The organism is Bradyrhizobium sp. HKCCYLRH3097, assembly GCF_051167875.1.
Taxonomy (GTDB): Bacteria; Pseudomonadota; Alphaproteobacteria; order Rhizobiales; family Xanthobacteraceae; genus Bradyrhizobium.
Window position 1 is genome coordinate 93,792 of record NZ_JBNPTX010000013.1, and the last position, 20,215, is coordinate 114,006.

The following is a 20,215-nucleotide window of genomic DNA, read 5'->3' on the forward strand; positions in this document are numbered from 1 at the left end:
GTCAGCGCCCCGCGAACTTGGCGAGACCCGGGCCGTTCTTGCGGAATGACGCAAGACCGGTTTTCAGATCTTCCGATGCCCAGATCGGCGCCTGCACTCTTGCCATCGCTTCGTCTGCCGCCACCACACCGTCGTTGACCGCAATATGCACAAGCTCCTTGGTCGCCGCGTGCGCTACCGTCGGCCCCTGCGCGAACTCCTCCGCGATAGACATCGTCGCCTTTTCCAAGGATTCCTCGGGCACGGTAAGATTAATCAGGCCCCACTTCTCCAATGTCGGCGCATCGTAGCGCCGTGCCAGCATCGACATCTCTTTGGCTCGCTGTGCCCCGATCCGCTGAACTTGCCGCTGGATTCCGCCAAGTAGCGGATGCAACCCAAGCGTCGCCTCGACCGAGCCGATCTTTGCTGACGAAGCCGCGATGACATAGTCGCATGACAGCGCGGGCTCGAGCCCGCCGCCGAGGCAAACGCCATGAACGCTGGCGATCAACGGAATCGGCAATAATTCCATGAAGCGGAGGAACTCGACGCCGCTCAGCAGCCGATTTTCACCGCTCTGATCAGATGTGCCCGCCGCTACGCGCTTGTCAAAGATGTCCAGGTCGGCGCCGGCAGAAAAGTGGCGCAATCCGCTTCTGATCACGATGGCACGGCTACCCGCCTTTCGCGATGCTTCCACCTGCTCCACGATAGCGTTGATGAGCTTCGGGCCGAGCAGATTGTACGGCCGGTAAACCATCGTCAAAACGGAGATATTGCCACGCTCCTCGCGCGCAACCATCGCTTCCTCGGACAAAGTTGCCTCCTGTTTTCCGGCCCCGCACCTGCAGATGCACACTCCGGCCCTTGCAGGCACAATACATGATGACTTGCGTTTTGCAAGTCGTCATCGATATCAACCAGTCCGGCGTTCCACGCGGTTCTTCAGGATGCCGATCTTCTCGACTTCGAGCTCAATGCTCTCTCCATGCTCGAGGTACCAGCCGAGTTCGAGGCCGCAGCCATTGCCAACCGTGCCGGACTCGATGAACTCGCCGGGCATCAACGTCTCATCCAGGGTGACGTGTGCAATGATTTCCTCGAACGAGAAAAGCACGCCTTCGCTGGTACCTTGAGAACGAAGTTCTCAGTTCACGCGAGCTTCCATCCTGAGTTTGTAGGAGTCGTCAATTTCGTCAGGCGTGACGATCCAGGGTCCCAGCACATTGCCCCCATCAAAGCTTTTACCCTTGGCCGGCCCGAGCCGGCCTGCCATCTCTATGAGCTGGACATCTCGCGTGGAAAAATCATTGAAAATCGTGTAGCCAAATATGTGATCGCGCGCCTTCGCAGCCATGTTCGCGCCTTTACGCTTAGTGACGAATCCGAACGCCAGTTCGTAGTCCATCACCTTCCTGCACCGTGAAGCGGAGCATAGGCCACGGCTTGCAATTGCACGTCATGACGCTGAGAAATTTCAGGTGCCCACGGGCCCGCCTCCCATGAATGAGGCACCGGCTTGACGGCGATCACCACCTTTCCTGGGAGGTACGGACATCAACTTCAAACGACCATGCTCGCGGTGATTGCCGGTAGAGGAACGCAAATGCGTCGACTATGCCCTCGATACTGACCAGGCTGTTCTCCCGCTGGGCTGCGTCGGGTATGCGCTTGAAGATCTTGTCACCGGCGATGGCTCCGTCGACAACGACGTGCCCTACATGGATCCCTTCGCTGGCATATTCCTTTGCCATGGCCTGCGCGAGAATCCGCAGGCCAGCTTTCGCCGAATTGAACGCGCCATACCCCGCTTTTCCGCGCAGCGAAGCACTGGCGCCGGTAAACAAAAGCGTGCCGGCCTTGTTCGGCAGCATGCGGCGAACGGCCTCGCGGCCAAACAGGAACCCACCGAAGCAGACGACACGCCAGCTTTGCTCGAAGTACCCCGCTTCCATCTCCAGAATACGTCCGGGTGTGTTGTTGCCCGCATTATAGATCGCCAGATCGAGTTCATCGCCGGCTCTGTCGAACATTGCTACTACATCGGCTTCGTTCGTCGCATCCGCCACTATCGGGAGAGCCTGTCCGCCCGATGAGGTAATGTCATTTGCGATCGTCTCGAGCGCGAGTTTCGTACGGCCGGCGACTATCACCCTCAAACCTTCAGCGGCGAATCTCTTGCACAACTGGGCCCCCAGTCCCCGCTCTGGGCCCACTCCGATGACAATTGCTGTCTTCATGGAATGCCTCGAAAATCAGGCGCGCGCTTCTCGATGAACGCCTTTACGGCTTCAGCATGCTGTGCAGTCTCCGCCGCCATGACCATGTTTTTGGCTTCATGGTCCAGCGATGTCACAAAATCTGTCGACAGCGCCAGATCGAGATTGTCTTTGATCGCTGCATACGCATGGGCCGGACCATTCGCGAGTGTTCTTGCGATGACAAACGCTTCGCTTAGCAGATCTGCATCGGGTACTACGCGGTTGACAAGGCCCAACGCCTCGCAGCGGCGGGCATCGATCCGTTCTGACAAATACATCAGCTCTCGCGCGCGCGCCGTTCCGGCCAACCGGGTCAGCAGCCAGGAAATTCCGTAGTCTCCGGTCAATGCAATCTTGGCATAACCAGTAGTCATTAAGGCAGATTCGGAGGCAATCCGGATATCGCAAGCAAGCGCGATGGCAAGGCCGGCGCCGGCGGCCGGCCCCGGAAGCGCCGCGATCGTTGGCTTGCGGACAGAAACAAGCGCCCCGGTCAGCGTCCGCTGCCCTTCCAGCAGGCGTACGACCTTGTCTCCATAGGCCATGGGCCTCGTGGACGACTTTGTGCCCATACCCTTGACATCACCGCCGGAGCAAAACGCGGTGCCGGCGCCGGTGATCAGCAGAGCGCCGACATCAGGATCGCTGCCAGTTTGCCTGATCATCCGGCGCAGCGCCGGCGTCAAGTGGTCCGATAGTGAATTCCGCGCTTCGGGCCGGTTCAGCGTGATAATGGCAACGCGATCTCGGACCGAACAGAGTAGTTCGTTCGTTCCAGTGTCGATCGAAATTGATCCATCGGTCATGATACGCAGCCTCCCGGCCCAGGACCATCAGCAATCCGCCACCTCGTTAGCGGACGTCTGTCGCCTCAAGCCCCCTTTCGGACGGAATTTTCGTCGGCGTCGAGGAAGCCGGTTAGTCGCTGACGGATGATCGCATCCGCATCGGTCATGATGCGATCGATCAGTTCCTTCACCGTTGGAATGTCATGGATGAGGCCGACGACCATGCCGCAGCTCCAGGCCCCGGCATCCATGTCGCCATCGATCATGACCCTGGGGTAGACGCCCGCGACCTGGTCGAGGATGTCCTCGATCTTCAGGCTCTTGCCCTTTTCACGCTCGATCTCTAGCAGGCGATCGACGCCCTTGTTCTTCAACACACGCTCGGTGTTGCGCAAGTTGCGCATTACAAGGCGGGTGTCGAGTTCGGTAGCTTCCAACAGCGCGTTCTTGACGTTGTCGTGCACCGGCGCTTCCTTGGTAGCGATGAAACGCGTGCCCATATTGATGCCTGCCGCGCCCATCGCCAGCGCCGCGACTAGGCTGCGGGCATCCGCCATGCCGCCCGACGCCACGAATGGGATCGACAGCTCATCGGCGGCGCGCGGCAACAGGATCATGTTGGGCATGTCGTCTTCGCCGGGATGACCGCCGCATTCGAAACCGTCGACGCTGACGGCGTCGCACCCGATTTCCTGGGCTTTGAGCGAATGCCGGACGGACGTGCACTTGTGGATCACCTTGATGCCGGCCGCCTTGAGCGCTGGCATGTATTGCTCGGGACTGCGGCCCGCGGTCTCGACGGCCCTGACGCCGCCTTCGGCGATGGCTTGAATGTATTCGGGATAGGGTGGCGCCGAAAAGGTCGGCAGGAAGGTGAGGTTTACGCCGAACGGCTTGTCCGTCATATCGCGGCAGCGCGCGATCTCCTTGGCCAACAGCTCCGGCGTCTTCTGCGTCAAGCCGGTGATGATGCCAAGGCCGCCGGCGTTGGACACCGCTGCAGCCAGTTCGGCAAAGCCGACATAATGCATGCCGCCCTGAATAATCGGATGCTGGATGCCAAATAGTTCAGTGATAGCTGTCTTCACGTAAGCCTCCAGTTTCCGATCAGTGCACGATCTCGAAAAGCCCGGCCGCACCCATACCGCCGCCGATGCACATCGTCACCACGCCGAATTTCGCTTTGCGGCGCCGGCCCTCGATCAGGATATGGCCGGCCAGTCGCGAGCTCGTCATGCCATAGGGGTGGCCGATGGCGATCGCCCCACCATTGACGTTCAATTTGTCCGGATCAATGCCCAGCTTGTCGCGGCAGTAGATCACCTGAACCGCATAGGCCTCGTTCAGCTCCCACAGATCGATATCGTCGATTCGCAAGCCGTGCCGTTTCAACAAGCGAGGGATCGCGGCCACCGGCCCGACACCCATCTCGTCGGGCTCGACACCCGCGGCGACGAAGCCGCGGAAAATACCAAGTGGTTGGATTCCCTTCTTTGCAGCAATCTTGTCGCTCATGATTACGCAAGCCGACGCGCCATCGGAGAGCTGGCTGGCATTGCCAGCACTGATGGTCTTGCCTTCGAACACCGGCTTGATTTTGGCCAAGCCCTCGGCCGTGGTCTCCGGGCGCGGACCTTCGTCTTTTGCCAGGGTAACCTCCTGGTAGGAGATCTCCTTGGTGTCCTTGTCGACGACAGCCATTTTCGTCGTGATCGGAACGATCTCGTCACTGAAGCGCCCACCCTGCAGCGCGGCTCCGACGCGACGCTGGCAGTCGAGCGAATATTCATCCTGGCGGTCGCGCCCGATCTTGTAGCGCTCGGCGACCACTTCGGCAGTCTCCAGCATCGACATGTACATTTCCGGCTTCATCGCCATCAAATCGGCGTCGACAGCGTGAAACTTGTTCATATACTCGTTCTGGACGAGGCTGATGGATTCGATGCCGCCTCCGATGGCGACATCGACGCCGTCAAGCATGATCGAGCGCGCGGCGACCGCGATGGCCTGCAAGCCGGATGCGCATTGCCGATCAATGGTCGTGCCGGCAACCGTCACCGGCAATCCGGCACGGATCGCGCCTTTGCGGGCGACGTTCATAACCATGGTGCCCTGCTGCATCGCGCAACCCATCACGATGTCCTCGACTTCGCCGGGCTCGATCTTGGCGCGCCTGACGGCTTCCGCGATCACATGGCCCGCCATGGTCGGTCCGTCGGTGTTGTTCAGCGCCCCGCGATAGGCCTTCCCGACCCCGGTGCGCGCGGTCGATACGATGACTGCTTCTGTCATATTTTGCCTCTGTTTTATGCGGCCGCATCGGTCTGCGCATAGCGCAGAACATGGAATGCGGGATCGCCGTACTGGATGTTGATGGAAGAAATCCGCTTGAAGTAGTGGCCGACATTGAGCTCGTCGCTCATGCCCATGCCGCCATGCAGTTGCACGGCCTGATCGGCCACGAATCTAGCGGCGTAGCCGACCTTTGCCTTGGCTCCCGACGCCAGTCTCGATAGGCCCGATTCGTTTGCCGCCAGACCTAAGTTGAGATGCTGCATCAGGGACACCGCTTCCTGATGCGCGATGAACATGTCTACCATCCGATGCTGCAAAACCTGGAAGGTGCCGAGCGCCACGCCGAACTGTTTTCGCGTCTTGGTGTATTCCAGCGTCGCCGAGTTCAATTCGGCCATCGCGCCGACGGCCTCGGCACACAGCGCGCCAATGACGCGTTCGGAAATCGCTTCTAGCGCGGCGGCGCCCCCTCCTTCTTCGCCTAGCAAGCTATCGTTGCCGACGCGCACGTCCTTGAGGCTGACCTCGGCCGCTCGGCGGCCGTCGATCGTCTTGAAGCCTTGCAGGTGAAGATTGGCGGCGCGACGATCAACGATGAACAGACTGACGCCTTCCGAGTCGAGACGGTGGCCCGAGGTGCGTGCTGAGACGATCAGGTAATCCGCCCAGGGGGCCGCGATCGCGACCGCCTTTTCGCCGTTCAGGACATAGTCACTACCTTCGCGGCGCGCCGTTGTTGTGACGTCAGCGAAATCGTAGCGCGAGCCCTTTTCTGCCCAGGCCAGCGCCCAGATTGATTTCCCGGAGATGATGTTGGGAATGAACTGATCCCTCTGTGCAGGCGAGGCTTCACTCTCGATCAGGCCGCCGGCCAGAACGACCGTCTCCAAAAATGGCTCGACCACGAGGTGACGGCCGAATTCCCTCATCACGATCATGGTCGCCAGGGGACCACCGCCGAGGCCGCCCGCATCCTCCGAAAAAGGTGCGGCAAGCAGGCCGAGTTCGGCGAACGAGGCCCAGTGCTTGCGACTGAAGCCTTCTTCGCTGGCTACGATCTTGCGACGCGCTTCAAAGTCGTATCGATCCCGCAGAAGCCGCTGCACGCTGGACCGCAATAGTTCCTGCTCTTCCGTGAACTGAATATCCATCCGATCCCCCGTACTCCGCTCGGCCTAAAGTCCGAGCACGGCCTTGGCGATGATGTTGCGCTGGATCTCGTTCGATCCGCCGTAGATCGAGAGCTTGCGTGAATTCAGGTACTTCTCGGACGCAGTGTGACCGTAGGCCGGGCCCGGCATGAAGTGGTTGGCACTGACGGGATGCTCCCGGATCGCCAGACCGTAATTACCGATTGCCCGGTGCGTCAGCTCGGTGATGTTCTGGAAGATCTCCGTACCCCGAATCTTGAACAACGACGCGGCGGCGCCTGGATCGATCCCGCGGGCCATTTGTGCCACCACGCGAAGCTCGGTTGCTTCCAAGGCCAACACGTCCAGCTCGATCCGTGCGATATCCCGCACGAATTCGAGATACGTCGGATCTTCTTCGGGAATCTCGGCCTTCACGATTTGCTTCAGCCGATCCAGGTAGCGCGTCGAACGGCCGATGCCAGCCATACTGGTGCGCTCGTTTCCGAGCAGGAATTTTGCGTAGGTCCAGCCCTTATTCTCCTCACCGATCAGGTTTTCGATCGGAACGCGGACATTTTCCAGGAAGACGTCATTGACCTCGTGGCTGCCGTCGATGGTGATGATCGGGCGCACGGTCACGCCGGGCGATTTCATATCGATCAGGAGAAAGGATATGCCGGCCTGCGGTTTGGCCGCCGGGTCGGTCCGCACCAGGCAAAAGATCCAGTCGGCGTGCTGCGCCAGCGTCGTCCAGGTCTTGTGGCCGTTGACGACGTAATGGTCGCCATCACGTACGGCCTTGGTTCTGACCGACGCAAGGTCCGATCCTGAGCCGGGCTCCGAATAGCCCTGACACCACCAGTCCTCGCCGGAGAGAATGCGCGGCAGGAATTTCTCCTTCTGCGCCTTGCTACCGAAAGTGTAGATGACGGGCCCGACCATGGTGACGCTGAATGCCAAAGGCGGCAGCGTCCCGGCTCGGCTGGTTTCCTGCTCGAAGATGAAGCGCTGCGTGATCGACCAGCCGGGCCCACCATATTCCTTCGGCCACAGCGGCGCGATCCAGCCCTTCTTGTAGAGGATGCGATGCCAAAGGAGCGTCTGCTCCTTGGTCAGGTCGGTCTCCGGGTTCGGCACCCGCATTTCCTGCGGATAGTGCTCCACGATGAATGCACGCACTTCATCGCGGAAAGCAGCATCCTCTTTCGAAAGCTCAAGCTCCATCGAAAGGCCTCGTTACCACTTTTCGCCGAACGGTCGAATTTCCATCTCGAACGTCCACGCGCTGCGGGGCTGTTGATAGAGCTGCCAATACGATTCTGCGACGGAGGCTGGGGGCATCAGCAGGTCGGGATTGTCCAGTGCATTCGGCCCAAGCGCCTCGATCCGTCTCTGGCGAACCCATTCGGTATCGACGCCGGAATCGATGACGAGGTGCGCGACGTGGATGTTCTTGGGGCCCAATTCGCGTGCGATCGCCTGCGCAACCGCGCGAAGGCCAAACTTTGCGCTGGCGAACGCCGCATAGCCCGTTCCGCCGCGGAGACTGGCGGTCGCGCCTGTGAAGAAGATGTTGCCCTTGCCGCGGGGCAGCATCAGCCGCGCGGCTTCGCGCCCCGCGAGAAAGCCGGAATAGCACGCCATTTCCCAAACTTTGCGGAACACCCGTTCAGTGGTGTCGAGAATGGGAAAATTGACATTGGCGCCGATGTTGAAGATGCAGACCTCGAGCGGAGCGTGCTTGTCGGCATCGCCGAGGAATGAAACGATCTCATCTTCCTTGCGCGCGTCGAGCGAACGCGCATGAATCTCGCCTCCTGCCTTCTCGATTTCCTTGACCAAGGGCTCCAGCTTGTCCCCGTTGCGGCGACCGGCGAAGACCGTGAAGCCTTCCGAAGCAAATTTCTTCGCGATCTCGGCACCGATATAGTCACCGGCGCCGATCACAGCGACGGTCGCGCTCCGCTTTTGCATGGCTTTTCCTCCGATCAGGCTAGATCTGGCGTCTTTGGCTTAGCGCCGGCAGCCCGCTCAGTCACCGCATCTAACGACGATTGAACGTTCTTTTTTAGAACTAGTCAATCGACATTTTCAGATTGATTTACCTGGCCTGTGCACCGAAACTGGTTCTCTCACTCGCAGACGCCGTTTACAGCATCGTCGACACAGTCTATTTACACAGTTTCAAATACGAACTTATGGGGGAGGAATTGAGATGGCGAGAGCCCGCGGAGTGGCGATACTTGTCGGCGCTGGCGACGCGATCGGGGCGGCCGTCGCCCGCCGCTTTGCGAAGGGCGGATATACCGTTTGTATCTGCAGGCGGGAGGCAGCAAAATCGCAGGCGCTCGTGGCGGAGCTGAGAGCGGCGGGTCACAGGATTCACGCCTTTAGTGTCGATGCTCGCCAGGAATCCGGGGTTCAGGAAATATTCGCGCGCATCGAGAAGGAGATCGGGCCAATCGAGGTCTGCCTTTTCAACGCCGGATCGAACGTCAACAAGCCTTTACTGGAGACAACCGAGAAGCTGTTCTCTAAAGCGTGGGAACTCGCCTGTTACGCCGGATTTCTGGTCGGCCGCGAGGCCGCACGCTACATGGTATCGCGCGGTCGGGGCAGCATCCTGTTCACCGGCGCGACCGCCAGCCTCCGCGGCGGAACGGGCTATGCGGCCTTCGCCAGCGCGAAATTCGGTCTACGCGCTGTCGCGCAGTCAATGGCCCGGGAATTGGGCCCAAAAAATATCCACGTGGTGCACCTCATTATCGATGCCGGCGTCGACAGCCCGGCGATCCATGCCCGAATGAAGGCGGCTAAAGGCATGGAGGCGAGCGAGATTCCACCGGACAGCCTGACGAAAACATCATCGATCGCGGAAGCCTATTGGTTCGCGCACGAGCAGACCAGAGATGGCTGGACCCATGAACTCGACCTCCGTCCTTCCGCGGAGAAATGGTGAGATGGACACCATGCCGAATCTGACGCTGTGGGGAGCAGGCACCAGCCGGACCGTACGGGCGCACTGGGCGATGTACGAGCTCGGTCTCGCCTACACGAGCAAGCCGATTGGGCCGCGTACTGGGGAAACCAAGACGGCGGAATATACCGCGCTCAATCCGCGGCAGAAGGTTCCGCTGCTACAGGACGGCGATTTCTGCATCGGCGAGAGTGCCGCCATCGTCGCGTACCTGTCACGCACTTACTCCACGCGGGACCGGGCGCTGATCCCAGAAAAGCAGCGCGACTATGCTGCCTGGCTGGAATGGTGCTTCTTCATCGTTGCAGAGCTTGATTCCACTAGCCTCTATGTAATGCGGCGCCATCGGGCAGATGGGCTTGGCACCATCTACGGCATTGCTCCCGAAGTCGTCGCCAGGGCAGGCGAGTATTTCCGCGAGCAATTGCGCCATGTGGAGGTCGCGCTTGCCGATGGACGCCGATACCTGATGGGCGATCAGTTCACCAGCGCCGATATCCTGCTGACCACGTGTCTCGAATGGGCGATCACCTATGAGGTGGGCGTCTGCGATAACGCCCTGCCCTATCTGGAGCGCATCCACGCCCGGCCTGCCTATCGGCTCGGCCAGGAAGCTAACATTCCGCTCGTTCCGATTACGCCGGTGCTGCCAAAAGCTCCGCCGGCTTAACCCGAGATCCGGACCGATTTTTCGGTCGCCATCTTCTCGATTGCGGCATTGTCATAGCCGAGCGCACCCAGGATCTCGCGCGAATGCTCACCGATTCGGGGGGCAGGGCCACCGATCGCAGCCGGATTGACTTCGAAGCGAGCGGCCGGCTTGGGCTGTCGAATGCGACCAACACTGGGCTGGTCCAACTCGGCAATGAGATCGCGCGCAATCACCTGCTCGTTGTGAATGATCTCCCCACGGCGCAGGATCGGCGCGCAGGGGACGTCTGCTGCATCGAGCCGCTCCAGCCATTCGGCGGTGTTGTGCTGCGCGATGTATTCAGCCATCTTGTTGATGCGAGCAGTCGCATTGACGGAACGCGCCGCCGGCGTCGCAAAACGTGGGTCGGTGCCAAGCTCCGGATCACCTGTCGCGCGACAAAACCCCTGCCATTCCGAGTCCGAGATAGTACCGCAAGTGATGTAGCCGTCGCTGGTCTTGAACACGAGGTCGGGGCGATCATTGGGATCGGCCGCAGCAGCCTCGGCGCCCACCACAGTGTATTGCATCATACCTTCTGGCCAGAGGTAAGAGATCATTGCATCCAGCATCGCGACCTGGATGTGATCCCCTTGTCCGCTCTTCTCTCGCGCATAGAGCGCTGCTGCAACCGCTTGTGCCGTCATGACGGCCGTGGTCTTGTCGCAAACGATGGTTCTGATCATCTGTGGCCGGTTCGTCACAGGCTGCGACTGGATGTCGGCGAACCCCGAGAGACCCTGAATGATCGGATCGTAGACGCGCTTCTTGACATAAGGGCCGGTTTCGCCGACGCCGCTGATGGAAACGTAAATCAGCCGCGGATAGCGGCCGCGCAACTCGGCGGCGCCGAGCCCGAGGCGTTCCATCGTGCCGGGCCGAAAATTCTGCACCAGCACGTCGGATTGCGCGACAAGTTTGGCAAGCACCTCGCGGCCGGCCTCGCTCTTGACGTCGAGCGCAAGCGAACGCTTGCCACGGTTTGATGAGATGAACAACGCCGAGAACTCACCGCGCTTGTCGATGGTGGCGCGGCTGCGGCGGGTGATGTCGCCACCAATCGGCTCGATCTTGATCACGTCGGCGCCCTGGTCGGCCAAAAACATCGTCGCGAACGGACCTGATACCACACCGGTCAGATCGAGCACACGAACTCCGCTAAGCGGCCCTGGCATGACGTTTCCCTTCCCCTGGCTGGTTCTTCCGGCCTTTACGCCAACTCCTTCGGCCAGGCCGCATTATCTCGTGTCGCGTTTCGTGTCACGCAATGCTGGCGGCAGGCTGTCGCATCTGCTCGACGATCGATTCCTCGACGTCCCGGAGCTGGTCCTTGCCGAAGAACATCTCCTTGCCGACGAAGAACGTCGGCGAACCGAATGCTCCGCGGTTGACCGCATCCGTGGTCAGGTCGATGAGCCTCTTCTTGACGTCGTCCTGCTGAGCTCGTGCCATCAGCCTGTCGATGTCGAGCCCTGAGGATTTGAAAGCCGCGCGGAACACCTCGACGTCGTCCATCTTCTTCGGATCCTCCCACATGTGATGGTAAGCGGCCCGGAAATACGGCTCGAACATACCCTCGAACTGAGCGGCGACCGCACCGCGCATCAGCATCAGCGTATTCACCGGAAAAAACGGATTTTGCCGAAATGTCGTGATGTTGTGGCGACGGATGAAGCGCTGCGTCTCGATCGCCATGTATTCGGGCTTGTTCTTGATGCCGTGCAGCGACTCCGCCGGGGACATGTTGCCGGTCGCCTTGTAGATGCCGCCGAGAAGTATCGGCACATAATCAAACTTCACGCCTGTCCGTCGCTCGACGCCAGGTATTGCGCGTTCCGCCAGATAGGCGTTGGGACTGCCGAAATCGAACTGGAATTCAACCTTCAGAGCTGTCACGCCGGCCTCTCCCGCATAGGCATTGTTGAAGTGGTCATGTTTGGTCCGCACGAACCGTATCGCCAACTCTCATACAGTTCTAAAAACGAACTGTCAATAAACTGGCAGTTTCTGCTATTTTGGCCCAGATCGGTTAGAGGTTGTTTGGAACGTAGTCCCTATCTAGAATGGCTCTTGAAAAGACGGTTGCGTTGGCGATTCGAGCGACCCGTCGCTGGAAGAGTGGAGAAGTACGAATGAAGTGGGATGCCCTCGAGGAAGAGCCATGTTCACTGGCACGAACCATAGGTGTAATTGGCGACCGTTGGACCCTTCTGATTTTACGCGAATGCTTTCTGCGCACCCGACGATTTGAAGGCTTCCAGTCTGCGCTCGGGATCACGCGCCATCTGCTTGCCGAGCGGCTGAAGAAGCTGGTGCGGAACGGCGTGTTGCGGCGAATTCCATATCAGGATTCACCCAAGCGCCATGAGTACATCCTGACGCAAAAGGGCCTCGATCTCTATCCGATCATGATGGCGCTCGTCCATTGGGGCGACACGCACATGGTCGACGAACGCGGGCGACCTCTGCTGCATGAGCATAAGAAATGCGGCAAGGTCTTCGATCCCGTAATGGTGTGCTCGGAATGCGGCGAACCGCTGTCGGCGAAGGAAGTTCATACCCATCCGGGCCCCGGCGCGCGCGCGAAGCTCGAGAAGGCCTCTCCCGAACAGAAGCCGAGCAAGGCAAGGACCCGCAGACAAGCAGCGTGATCCCGCGCGTTTGCCTTTCGGCGGGGACTGGCGACGGCTCGACGAGGTTCGCATCACGATGCGTTGCTCTGCGCTGAAGTGCCCTGTGGCACTCTTGCACTGTCCCCTCGCGCTGGCGCGGAATAATGCCGTGAGAAGCGTTGGCGTAGCTCCATCTTCTGGATCTTGCCCGTCGCGCCATAGCTGAGCGCGTCAACGAAGACGATATCGTCAGGCATCCACCATTTGGCGATTTTGTTGTCCAGATAGGTCCTGATCGATTGCGCCGTCACGGTCGCTCCGGATGTCGGCACGACGATAAGCAGCGGTCGCTCCTCCCATTTCGGATGAGGAACGCCGATCACGGCCGCCTCCGTGACTCCCGGGCATCCCTTCGCCAGGTTTTCCAGGTCGATGGACGAAATCCATTCCCCGCCTGACTTCACAACGTCTTTGGCGCGATCCGTCAGCTGGATGTAATTATCGTCATCCATCACAGCGAGATCCCCGGTATTGAACCAGCCGTCCTCCAGCAGCGGCTTGTCCTCCCCGTAGTAACCGCTGATGATCCACGGTCCACGCACCATCAATCGGCCGCTGGATTTTCCGTCGCGTGGCATCTCACTGCCCCGCTCGTCAGCGATCTTGATGTCGACGCCGTAGATCGGCTGCCCCTGGCTGGTCTTGCGTCGAAGCCGATCCTGCGGGGAAAGGCTCGCCGTGCGTCGCGACGGCTGCGAAGACGTACCGCAAGGACTCGTCTCAGTCATGCCCCACAGATGGTTGACAGAGACGCCCAGGCGCTCAAGACCCTCGATCAGGCTAGGCGCGGGCGCCGAACCGGCAACTATGATGCGCTCGAGCGTCCCAGCACCGGTACCCCTGGACTCTAAGTACTGGAGCAGGTTTGAATAGAGTGTCGGGACCCCGGCGGTCATGGTCACGCCTTCCCTGTCGATCAACTCCGCAATGGCGGCGCCGTCCATTTTGGGTCCTGGCAGGACCAGCTTGGCACCGACCATGGGAGCTGCATGGGTCAGGCCCCAGGCCCCGTTGGCGTGAAACATCGGAGTCATCGGCAGAAGCGTGTCGCGCGGCGCAATGCCCATTGCGTATGCACCGCAGATGCAGAGGCAATGCAGGATATCCGATCGATGCGAGTAGAGAACGCCCTTGGGATTGCCTGTGGTCCCCGACGTGTAGAACAGGGAGGAGGCCGAAAGTTCGTCGAATACCGGCCATTCAAACTCCTCCTTTCCCAAGTCCACGAATTCCTCGTAGCACAGCAAATTCGGAAGCGTCGTCCTTGGCATGTCGGCTCGATCCGCCATCAGGACAAACATCTTCACGGAGGAAAGCCCGGCCGCCAGCTTCTCCACGAGGGGAAGAAACGAGCTGTCGAAGAACAGGATCTTGTCTTCGGCGTGATTTGCAATGTAGCTGATCTGATCCGGGATAAGCCTCGGGTTGATCGCATGCCATACTGCACCGATTCCCGTGACGCCATGCTCGATCTCGAAATGCCTGAACGTGTTCCAGGCAAGAGTTGCGACACGATCGCCCTGCAAGATGCCATGGCGGGTCAAAGCATCGGCAAGCCTTCTGGTGCGACGCGCCGCATCCCCATACGTATAGCGATGAATCGAGCCCTCCACGGTGCGCGAAACGATCTCCGTCCGCGAATGGAAGCGCTCCGCATGCTTCAAGAGCGAGGACAGCAGCAAAGGCTGATTCTGCATCAATCCTTTCACGATAACCTCATTTCAGCTGCAGCGATTGACGCCACCGGCGTTAGCGAGACACCACCAACCTCATCACTCCGAGCTGGCATCGAGAACCTCGCTGAATTGATCCCACCGCGTCCCGGTCCAGCGCTGTAGCCTCATTTGCGTGAAATTCATGTTGATCTTGTCGCTTGTATTGACCGTGATCCCAGGCAGCAGCGTGGGAAGCGCGACGTTCTTGAGGTTCTTGGCCTGCCCGATGATATTTTCGCGCGACAGATTGTTCCCACACTGCTTGAGCAGGCGTTCGAGCAGCATGCCTTGCGTATACCCGAACAGATAGTTCGTGTCGGCGATATCGATTCCGGGCAAATACCGCGCGACAAATGCTCGAAAGTTCTTCATTCCGTCGTTGTTATCCCACTGCGAGTCGGTCGGGTCCATCGCCACCGTTCCAACGATGACGCCTATTGAATTATCGAGACCTGCGGGCTTCAGCGTGGCGCCAACCGAGCTTGATGGGTAGTTCAGTACGATCATCGGTTTCCAACCGATTTCGGCGGCTTTGCGGATTGCCTGTGCCGCGAACTTCGGGGTACCAGCCACCAACAATGCATCGGCGCCCGAACTCTTGAGACTCACCACCTGCGACTCCACCGTCGGCTCGCTGACCTCGTAGGCAATTGCGACGACCTTCTTGTCGAACTCGTCTTTAAGGACCCCCTTGAAAGCGTTGAGGTAGTCTTTTCCGAGATCATCGTTCTGATACAGGATCGCGTACTTCGCGTTCGGCAGCGTCTTGGTCAGGAACCTGGCGTAGATTTTCCCTTCGGTGTCGAAGCTGACCAGACTGGTCGTCGTCAGCGGAAACTCCGCCACATTCGTGAACTTGTTCGATCCCGAGACGATGCCGATCGCCGGCACGCCCCTCGACTTCAGATACTTTGCAGTGGCCGAGTTGCCGGGCGTGCCGAGCTGGCTGAACATGAAGGCCACTTCATCGCTTTCGACGAGCCTTCGCGCATGCTCAACCGCTTTTGGTGGGCTATAGGCATCGTCATACGCTATGTAGTTGACCTTTCGGCCGTTTACTCCGCCGCGGTCGTTAATCGACTGGACATACGCGAGAAGCCCTCGACCAACGAGACCGATCGACGAAGCAGGACCGCTAAAGGGAAAGATGCCCCCGATCCTGATCTCCGTTGGCGTGATCCCCGGCATATCAGCAGCAGAAGCCGATGACCCGAACGCCAGAAGCAGCACCGCGAAAGCAGACCTGAAGAGCCCCAGCATCACTTCCTCCCAAAAATGAGGATTGCATGCCCGAGTGGCACGATCCAACAAAGCGCGGCCTTGATCGACCGTCGTTCCTCGCCGATCTAACGTTCTTTTTTGGAACTAGTCAAGCCGCTCGAGTCTTCCCCTCGATCGCCAGAGCGGGACGCATCCGCTCAAGCTCACGACCACCTAGGCGCACGCTCGCTTCGGCCAAAAAACGCAAAATGAGATCATCTTTGAACTATTTACTTGTTGCAGCCCGCGACTATGCGTGTGCCGCCCCCTGACCCACCGTACCTCCTGGAGGCGCGCCTTCGAAAGCTGATTTAAATTCTTTTATAGAACTAATTCGGGTCCGACCGGTGGCGAGCAGACGTTCACGCTTTTACGCGCCGCAGCCAAGCCACATCTCTCGATTTTGATCGTCCATACCGACTTCGGTTGGCTACTTCGGACGACTAAAGTCGCCGCCGAAAGGCTCGCCCACGATATGAGTTCCCCTCAACGACCATGCGAGGGCTCGGCTCGACTACTACGGACTGGACGAGCCGGCGCCGCGCGTTCATCTCCGACCGTGCACGCAACGACCGCCGGCTCTGCTGCTGGGACCTACTGCCGCCGAACGGTTTCGACGCAACATTCGATCCTGTCAGTCCGCCGTTGCATGAATGACAGCCTTGGTCTCGAGGAATTCACTGAAGGCGAGTTCGCCCCATTCACGACCGTTACCGGACATTTTGTATCCGCCGAAAGGAGCTTCGGTATCTTCTGACGCGCCATTAATATAGACCACGCCCGCTTGAAGTCGGTCAGCGACAGCCCGGGCCTTTTCAATGCTCGCCGATTGCACATAAGCGCCGAGCCCGTACACGGTATCGTTGGCGATTGTTACTGCGTCGTCGACGTCCGTGTAGCCGATGATGGCGAGAACAGGTCCGAAAATTTCCTCACGCGCGATGGCCATGGTGTTTTCAACGTCCGCAAACACCGTGGGCTTGACGTAGTATCCGACCTTCATATTTTCCGGGCGCCCCATACCGCCTGTAACGAGCGTGGCGCCCTCATCGATCCCCGTCTTGATCAACCGCTGGATTCGATCCCACTGGCGTTCGGAAACGACGGGACCCATGTACACGTCCGTTTTTGGGTCGCCATAAGTGATCGACGCCACGACCTGTTTTGCAATTTGCTTGGCTCCTTCCATCTGGTTCTGGGGAACCAGCATCCGGGTCGGCGCATGACACGTCTGCCCCGAGTTGAGCATCAGTCGATAAATGTTCTCTGTGATCGCGGTTACGAAATTGGCGTCATCCAAGATGATGTTGGGCGACTTGCCGCCCAACTCCTGATGCACACGCTTCACGGTGTCAGCCGCGCGTTTCGCAACATCAATCCCCGCCGCAGTCGATCCAGTGAAAGAAACCATGTCGACACCGGGATGCGCGGATATGGCGGCTCCGACGGTCGCCCCATCACCGTCGACCAGATTATAGACGCCCTTCGGAACGCCGGCTTCGTGGAAGATCTCCGCGAGGACATGAGCAGTGAACGGGGCAACCTCGGAAGGCTTATGCACGGCGGTGCACCCAGTGGCCAGGGCCGGGATGACATTGACCATGATTTGGTTGATCGGCCAGTTCCAAGGCGTGATCATTCCGACCACCCCAATAGGCTCACGGCGCACCACTGTGCGCGGTCCCTGCGGATGCTCGAACTCGTAATTCTTCAGGGCATTGATTGCGGTCTGGAGATGCGCAAGGCCAACGCCGGCCTGCAATTCCATCGCGAACTTCGTGGGTGCGCCGAGTTCTTCGGTAAGAGCGGCGCCGAGATCGGCATGGCGCTTCGCGTACACGTTCAAAATGCTGGAAAGGATATCGATCCGCTCCTGGCGGCTGCTGCGGGAGAAGCTGGCAAATGCCGTTCGCGCGGCCTTCACAGCGCGATCGACGTCCGCAGCGGTTCCTAGAGTGATTAGTCCTGCCGGCTGCTCGTTGGCGGGATTGATCACGTGGATCGCGTTGCCACCGAGTGGTTCCACCCAGTCACCGTCGATGTAGAATCGGGGTATAGTTACGCATTGAAGACCTTCCCTGATTGACATTTTCGCGTATCGAACCGCCTGCCTCTTGCAGGCAGTCCGAGCGCTATCTGCCGACGAGCTAACCGCGGCACGGGCGTTGCCGCCCTTCTTTCATTTGCCCTTTGTCTGCGGTCCCACAGATTGCATGAAATCGCGATCCGCTGCCGGCAGATTGGCTGTCCACGCCGGTTCATCGCCGGCCTCTGGCAGTACGTGACCAAATTCGATCATCTGCCGCGCTGGAAGCTCGCCGACATATACCCATACGCTGCGGTGATCCGCGGCAGAGGCGGCAACCGCGACGGCTTCTGCCATCAATTTGATCATTCGTGTCTTGTCGATCGCAGCGCGCCCGCCTCGGATGTGACCGTAGACAAACACCTGGTCATGCGTCAGTGGCGCGCCGCCCATAAAGTAGTTCTCAGCTTTCACGTCTTCGAAAATGACTTGCGCGAAGTAGGTCGGCGCTCCCGTCACCTCCGCATGGATCCGCGTGATCTCAGCCGCAATCGCACTCTTCTGCCTGCCCGAAAGGCGTCCCTCGATGCTGGAGCAATAATAGGTTGGCATTGACATCACTCCTTTTTGTAGGTGGCCTCTCCCATCAGGAGAAACCCTCTGGTTATCGCACCAGTTGGACTCGTGGGTCGGGCTCCGCACGTCGCGGCGCGTGGGCGAGGAGGACTCGTCCCCGCCCTTGATGGCCACCGCGGCTCCGGTTTCAGCGAGCCAGTCTGCTTTGGGTTGCTTGTCCATAGGCCGCGTAGATGAAGGCGCCCATTATCGCCACCAACCATTGGCCAGCGAGGGCCAGGCGGAAGATGTGGCCCTCCCTCACCCACTGTGCGTCAAATCCGGACGCGCCCATAACGGGCAGTAGAAAGTAGAAGGTGGGCGTAGCCGCGATGCAGGCGAGGACGAATACGCCCCATTCCTTGACCCAGGCCACCTCTCCGCGGCGCAAGGCGAAGGCAAGCAGAACCGCGAACAACAGAGTGGCGGCTCCTCCAATCATGTGCATCGAACCGCCTGCAAGGGTAGCGAAGCTCGGCATACCCATCCGCAGGCCCCAGTACATCAATACAATTCCCGCGACGGCGCCGGAGAACGCCAACGCCCAGGACGACGCAACCAGAACACCGTTCGGTTGCCGTCGGACGAAGGCGATCCACAGCAGATGCGCTCCGCTCAACAAACCAACTAACGTCGCCAGAGCAAACGTCGCGCGGCTTACGACATCGCTTGCAATCACGGTGTCATGAAGGTGGATGACACCCGCCGGGACCAGTTCTCGGGCGCTGAAAGCCTGCTCCAGCGCGGGGGTCACCATGTAGTATTGAACAACAATGGCGGCGGCTGCGACGAGAGCGGGGAAACTCACGAGCGCGAGGTTGCGTGCAAGATGCGCGCGCTTTTCGGAAGCCGCAGTCATGCTTGCGGACTCGGCCCGTCGAACCGGCTGCACCCAGCGGTTGATCGTAAACAGAAGGTAGCCGACCGTCAAAGAAAGGGGGATCAGCACCCCTGTGACGGCATAATTTGCTTCGGTAAAGCGGATGCCCGGATCCAGCGCGCCAAAAAGCAGCCAGCCGTAACGCTGGATGGGTGTGCTCAGCAAGAGCCCGTAGCTTATGCACATCCAGGCTTGGTGGTTAGCAATCTGCTTGCGCCACAACGCATGTACGGCCATCCAGAGGCTGAACGATATGCCCAGGGCCAGGCCCCACAGTCCCACGTAGAAAAACAGATGATCCAGCGTGTCGGCAACCGACGTGCGCACAAGATGGATCATGGCGGTGATCATCGTGCCCTGCAGTACGACGATATAGATGCCACCGGATATGCGGTGCCACTTGGGAAAGCGGCGGCGAAAAGCGGGCCAGAATTGCAGGCCGCCGAAAAGCATGCATACGCCGCCCAGCGAGGAATGGACCATGAGCATTGCGGCCTTTTCCTTGCTCATGACATTGTAGACAAGGAGATGCTCGGCGATGCTCTCCTTGCCATAAGCATAAGTGGACGAACTGACCGATCCCACCAGCGCGACCGTGCTGCCAGCGTACTCCTCGACTTTTGAGGGAGTATCCACGGCTTGGCCGGCTTCGGCGGCGTTCAGCAGCGCGATGCGCTTTGCAGCAATCTCAGGATTCCCGGCTCCTTTGTAATACGCGATCCCCGCCATAATCGCCGCGAACCCATCAAGGGACGCAGCCAGGAGAAGCGCCAGCGCGATGGCGCGGAGCAGCCAGATGCGCAACGGAATTGCTGGTAGCCGAACAAGCGGCGTCGACCGGCCCTGAGGCGAATCAGGCAGAACTGATACAGCCATACAAATCCTCCCTCTGTTACGAGCGCCAGTTCAGATGCTGGCGT

Annotated in this window: 18 protein-coding genes and 1 pseudogene; 3 read left to right on the forward strand and 16 right to left on the reverse strand. The window is 59.6% G+C overall.

Annotated features, from left to right (window positions below):
* Nucleotide 1: 1 nt before the first annotated feature.
* The 9 genes and pseudogenes from ACQR0U_RS26700 to ACQR0U_RS26740 all read right to left on the reverse strand — a co-directional run bounded on the left by ACQR0U_RS26700 (nucleotide 2) and on the right by ACQR0U_RS26740 (nucleotide 8,433).
* Nucleotides 2-799 carry an enoyl-CoA hydratase/isomerase family protein gene (locus ACQR0U_RS26700; RefSeq protein ID WP_434842760.1) on the reverse strand — a complete coding sequence of 266 codons (798 nt, stop codon included), beginning with the start codon at nucleotides 797-799 and terminating at the stop codon, nucleotides 2-4.
* A 99-nt stretch (nucleotides 800-898) separates the two neighbouring features.
* Nucleotides 899-1,405, reverse strand: a pseudogene (locus ACQR0U_RS26705) (fumarylacetoacetate hydrolase family protein); the annotation flags it as partial.
* Between the two features lie 106 nt (nucleotides 1,406-1,511).
* Nucleotides 1,512-2,222: an SDR family NAD(P)-dependent oxidoreductase gene (locus tag ACQR0U_RS26710; RefSeq protein ID WP_316169282.1), complete on the reverse strand. Its 711-nt coding sequence runs from the start codon at nucleotides 2,220-2,222 to the stop codon at nucleotides 1,512-1,514.
* Complete coding sequence (locus ACQR0U_RS26715; RefSeq protein ID WP_315827682.1) at nucleotides 2,219-3,049, reverse strand: enoyl-CoA hydratase-related protein; 831 nt, start codon at nucleotides 3,047-3,049, stop codon at nucleotides 2,219-2,221. Before ACQR0U_RS26715 ends, ACQR0U_RS26710 begins: the two co-directional genes overlap by 4 nt.
* 65 nt (nucleotides 3,050-3,114) lie before the next feature.
* Nucleotides 3,115-4,119: an NAD(P)H-dependent flavin oxidoreductase gene (locus ACQR0U_RS26720; protein WP_316172582.1), complete on the reverse strand. Its 1,005-nt coding sequence runs from the start codon at nucleotides 4,117-4,119 to the stop codon at nucleotides 3,115-3,117.
* Nucleotides 4,120-4,138: 19 nt separating this feature from the next.
* Nucleotides 4,139-5,323: an acetyl-CoA C-acyltransferase gene (locus tag ACQR0U_RS26725; protein WP_434842759.1), complete on the reverse strand. Its 1,185-nt coding sequence runs from the start codon at nucleotides 5,321-5,323 to the stop codon at nucleotides 4,139-4,141.
* 14 nt (nucleotides 5,324-5,337) lie between these two features.
* Nucleotides 5,338-6,477: an acyl-CoA dehydrogenase family protein gene (locus tag ACQR0U_RS26730; protein ID WP_316169284.1), complete on the reverse strand. Its 1,140-nt coding sequence runs from the start codon at nucleotides 6,475-6,477 to the stop codon at nucleotides 5,338-5,340.
* Nucleotides 6,478-6,501: 24 nt separating this feature from the next.
* The gene (locus tag ACQR0U_RS26735; RefSeq protein WP_434872330.1) at nucleotides 6,502-7,683 is read right to left on the reverse strand and encodes an acyl-CoA dehydrogenase family protein; all 1,182 of its coding nucleotides are present in this window, start codon (nucleotides 7,681-7,683) and stop codon (nucleotides 6,502-6,504) included.
* A gap of 12 nt (nucleotides 7,684-7,695) precedes the next feature.
* Complete coding sequence (locus ACQR0U_RS26740; protein ID WP_315714199.1) at nucleotides 7,696-8,433, reverse strand: SDR family oxidoreductase; 738 nt, start codon at nucleotides 8,431-8,433, stop codon at nucleotides 7,696-7,698.
* A 241-nt stretch (nucleotides 8,434-8,674) separates the two neighbouring features.
* On the opposite strand from ACQR0U_RS26740, the gene ACQR0U_RS26745 reads away from it, so the two are divergent.
* On the forward strand, nucleotides 8,675-9,418 hold the full coding sequence (locus ACQR0U_RS26745) for an SDR family NAD(P)-dependent oxidoreductase (RefSeq protein WP_316172586.1): 744 nt from the start codon (nucleotides 8,675-8,677) through the stop codon (nucleotides 9,416-9,418).
* A gap of 10 nt (nucleotides 9,419-9,428) precedes the next feature.
* Complete coding sequence (locus ACQR0U_RS26750; protein ID WP_316169625.1) at nucleotides 9,429-10,106, forward strand: glutathione S-transferase family protein; 678 nt, start codon at nucleotides 9,429-9,431, stop codon at nucleotides 10,104-10,106.
* Here ACQR0U_RS26750 and ACQR0U_RS26755 read toward each other — a convergent pair.
* Nucleotides 10,103-11,302: a CaiB/BaiF CoA transferase family protein gene (locus ACQR0U_RS26755; protein ID WP_316172587.1), complete on the reverse strand. Its 1,200-nt coding sequence runs from the start codon at nucleotides 11,300-11,302 to the stop codon at nucleotides 10,103-10,105. The genes ACQR0U_RS26750 and ACQR0U_RS26755 overlap by 4 nt on opposite strands.
* Before the next feature lie 85 nt (nucleotides 11,303-11,387).
* Entirely contained in the window at nucleotides 11,388-12,014 is a 627-nt protein-coding gene (locus ACQR0U_RS26760; RefSeq protein WP_434842918.1) for a 2-hydroxychromene-2-carboxylate isomerase, read from the reverse strand.
* 245 nt (nucleotides 12,015-12,259) lie between these two features.
* Between ACQR0U_RS26760 and ACQR0U_RS26765 the strand changes: the two genes are divergently transcribed.
* A complete protein-coding gene (locus ACQR0U_RS26765; RefSeq protein WP_315827680.1) occupies nucleotides 12,260-12,778 on the forward strand; it encodes a winged helix-turn-helix transcriptional regulator in 519 nt (172 codons plus the stop codon).
* A 53-nt stretch (nucleotides 12,779-12,831) separates the two neighbouring features.
* On the opposite strand, the gene ACQR0U_RS26770 is transcribed toward ACQR0U_RS26765, so the two are convergent.
* The 5 genes from ACQR0U_RS26770 to ACQR0U_RS26790 all read right to left on the reverse strand — a co-directional run bounded on the left by ACQR0U_RS26770 (nucleotide 12,832) and on the right by ACQR0U_RS26790 (nucleotide 20,171).
* The gene (locus tag ACQR0U_RS26770; RefSeq protein WP_434842757.1) at nucleotides 12,832-14,508 is read right to left on the reverse strand and encodes a long-chain-fatty-acid--CoA ligase; all 1,677 of its coding nucleotides are present in this window, start codon (nucleotides 14,506-14,508) and stop codon (nucleotides 12,832-12,834) included.
* Nucleotides 14,509-14,571: 63 nt separating this feature from the next.
* Entirely contained in the window at nucleotides 14,572-15,774 is a 1,203-nt protein-coding gene (locus ACQR0U_RS26775; RefSeq protein WP_434842756.1) for an ABC transporter substrate-binding protein, read from the reverse strand.
* Nucleotides 15,775-16,408: 634 nt separating this feature from the next.
* On the reverse strand, nucleotides 16,409-17,863 hold the full coding sequence (locus ACQR0U_RS26780; protein WP_434872331.1) for an aldehyde dehydrogenase family protein: 1,455 nt from the start codon (nucleotides 17,861-17,863) through the stop codon (nucleotides 16,409-16,411).
* A 90-nt stretch (nucleotides 17,864-17,953) separates the two neighbouring features.
* Entirely contained in the window at nucleotides 17,954-18,412 is a 459-nt protein-coding gene (locus tag ACQR0U_RS26785) for a 4-oxalocrotonate tautomerase family protein (RefSeq protein ID WP_316191995.1), read from the reverse strand.
* 151 nt (nucleotides 18,413-18,563) lie between these two features.
* On the reverse strand, nucleotides 18,564-20,171 hold the full coding sequence (locus ACQR0U_RS26790; protein ID WP_434842754.1) for a DUF2306 domain-containing protein: 1,608 nt from the start codon (nucleotides 20,169-20,171) through the stop codon (nucleotides 18,564-18,566).
* Between the last annotated feature and the right edge of the window lie 44 nt (nucleotides 20,172-20,215).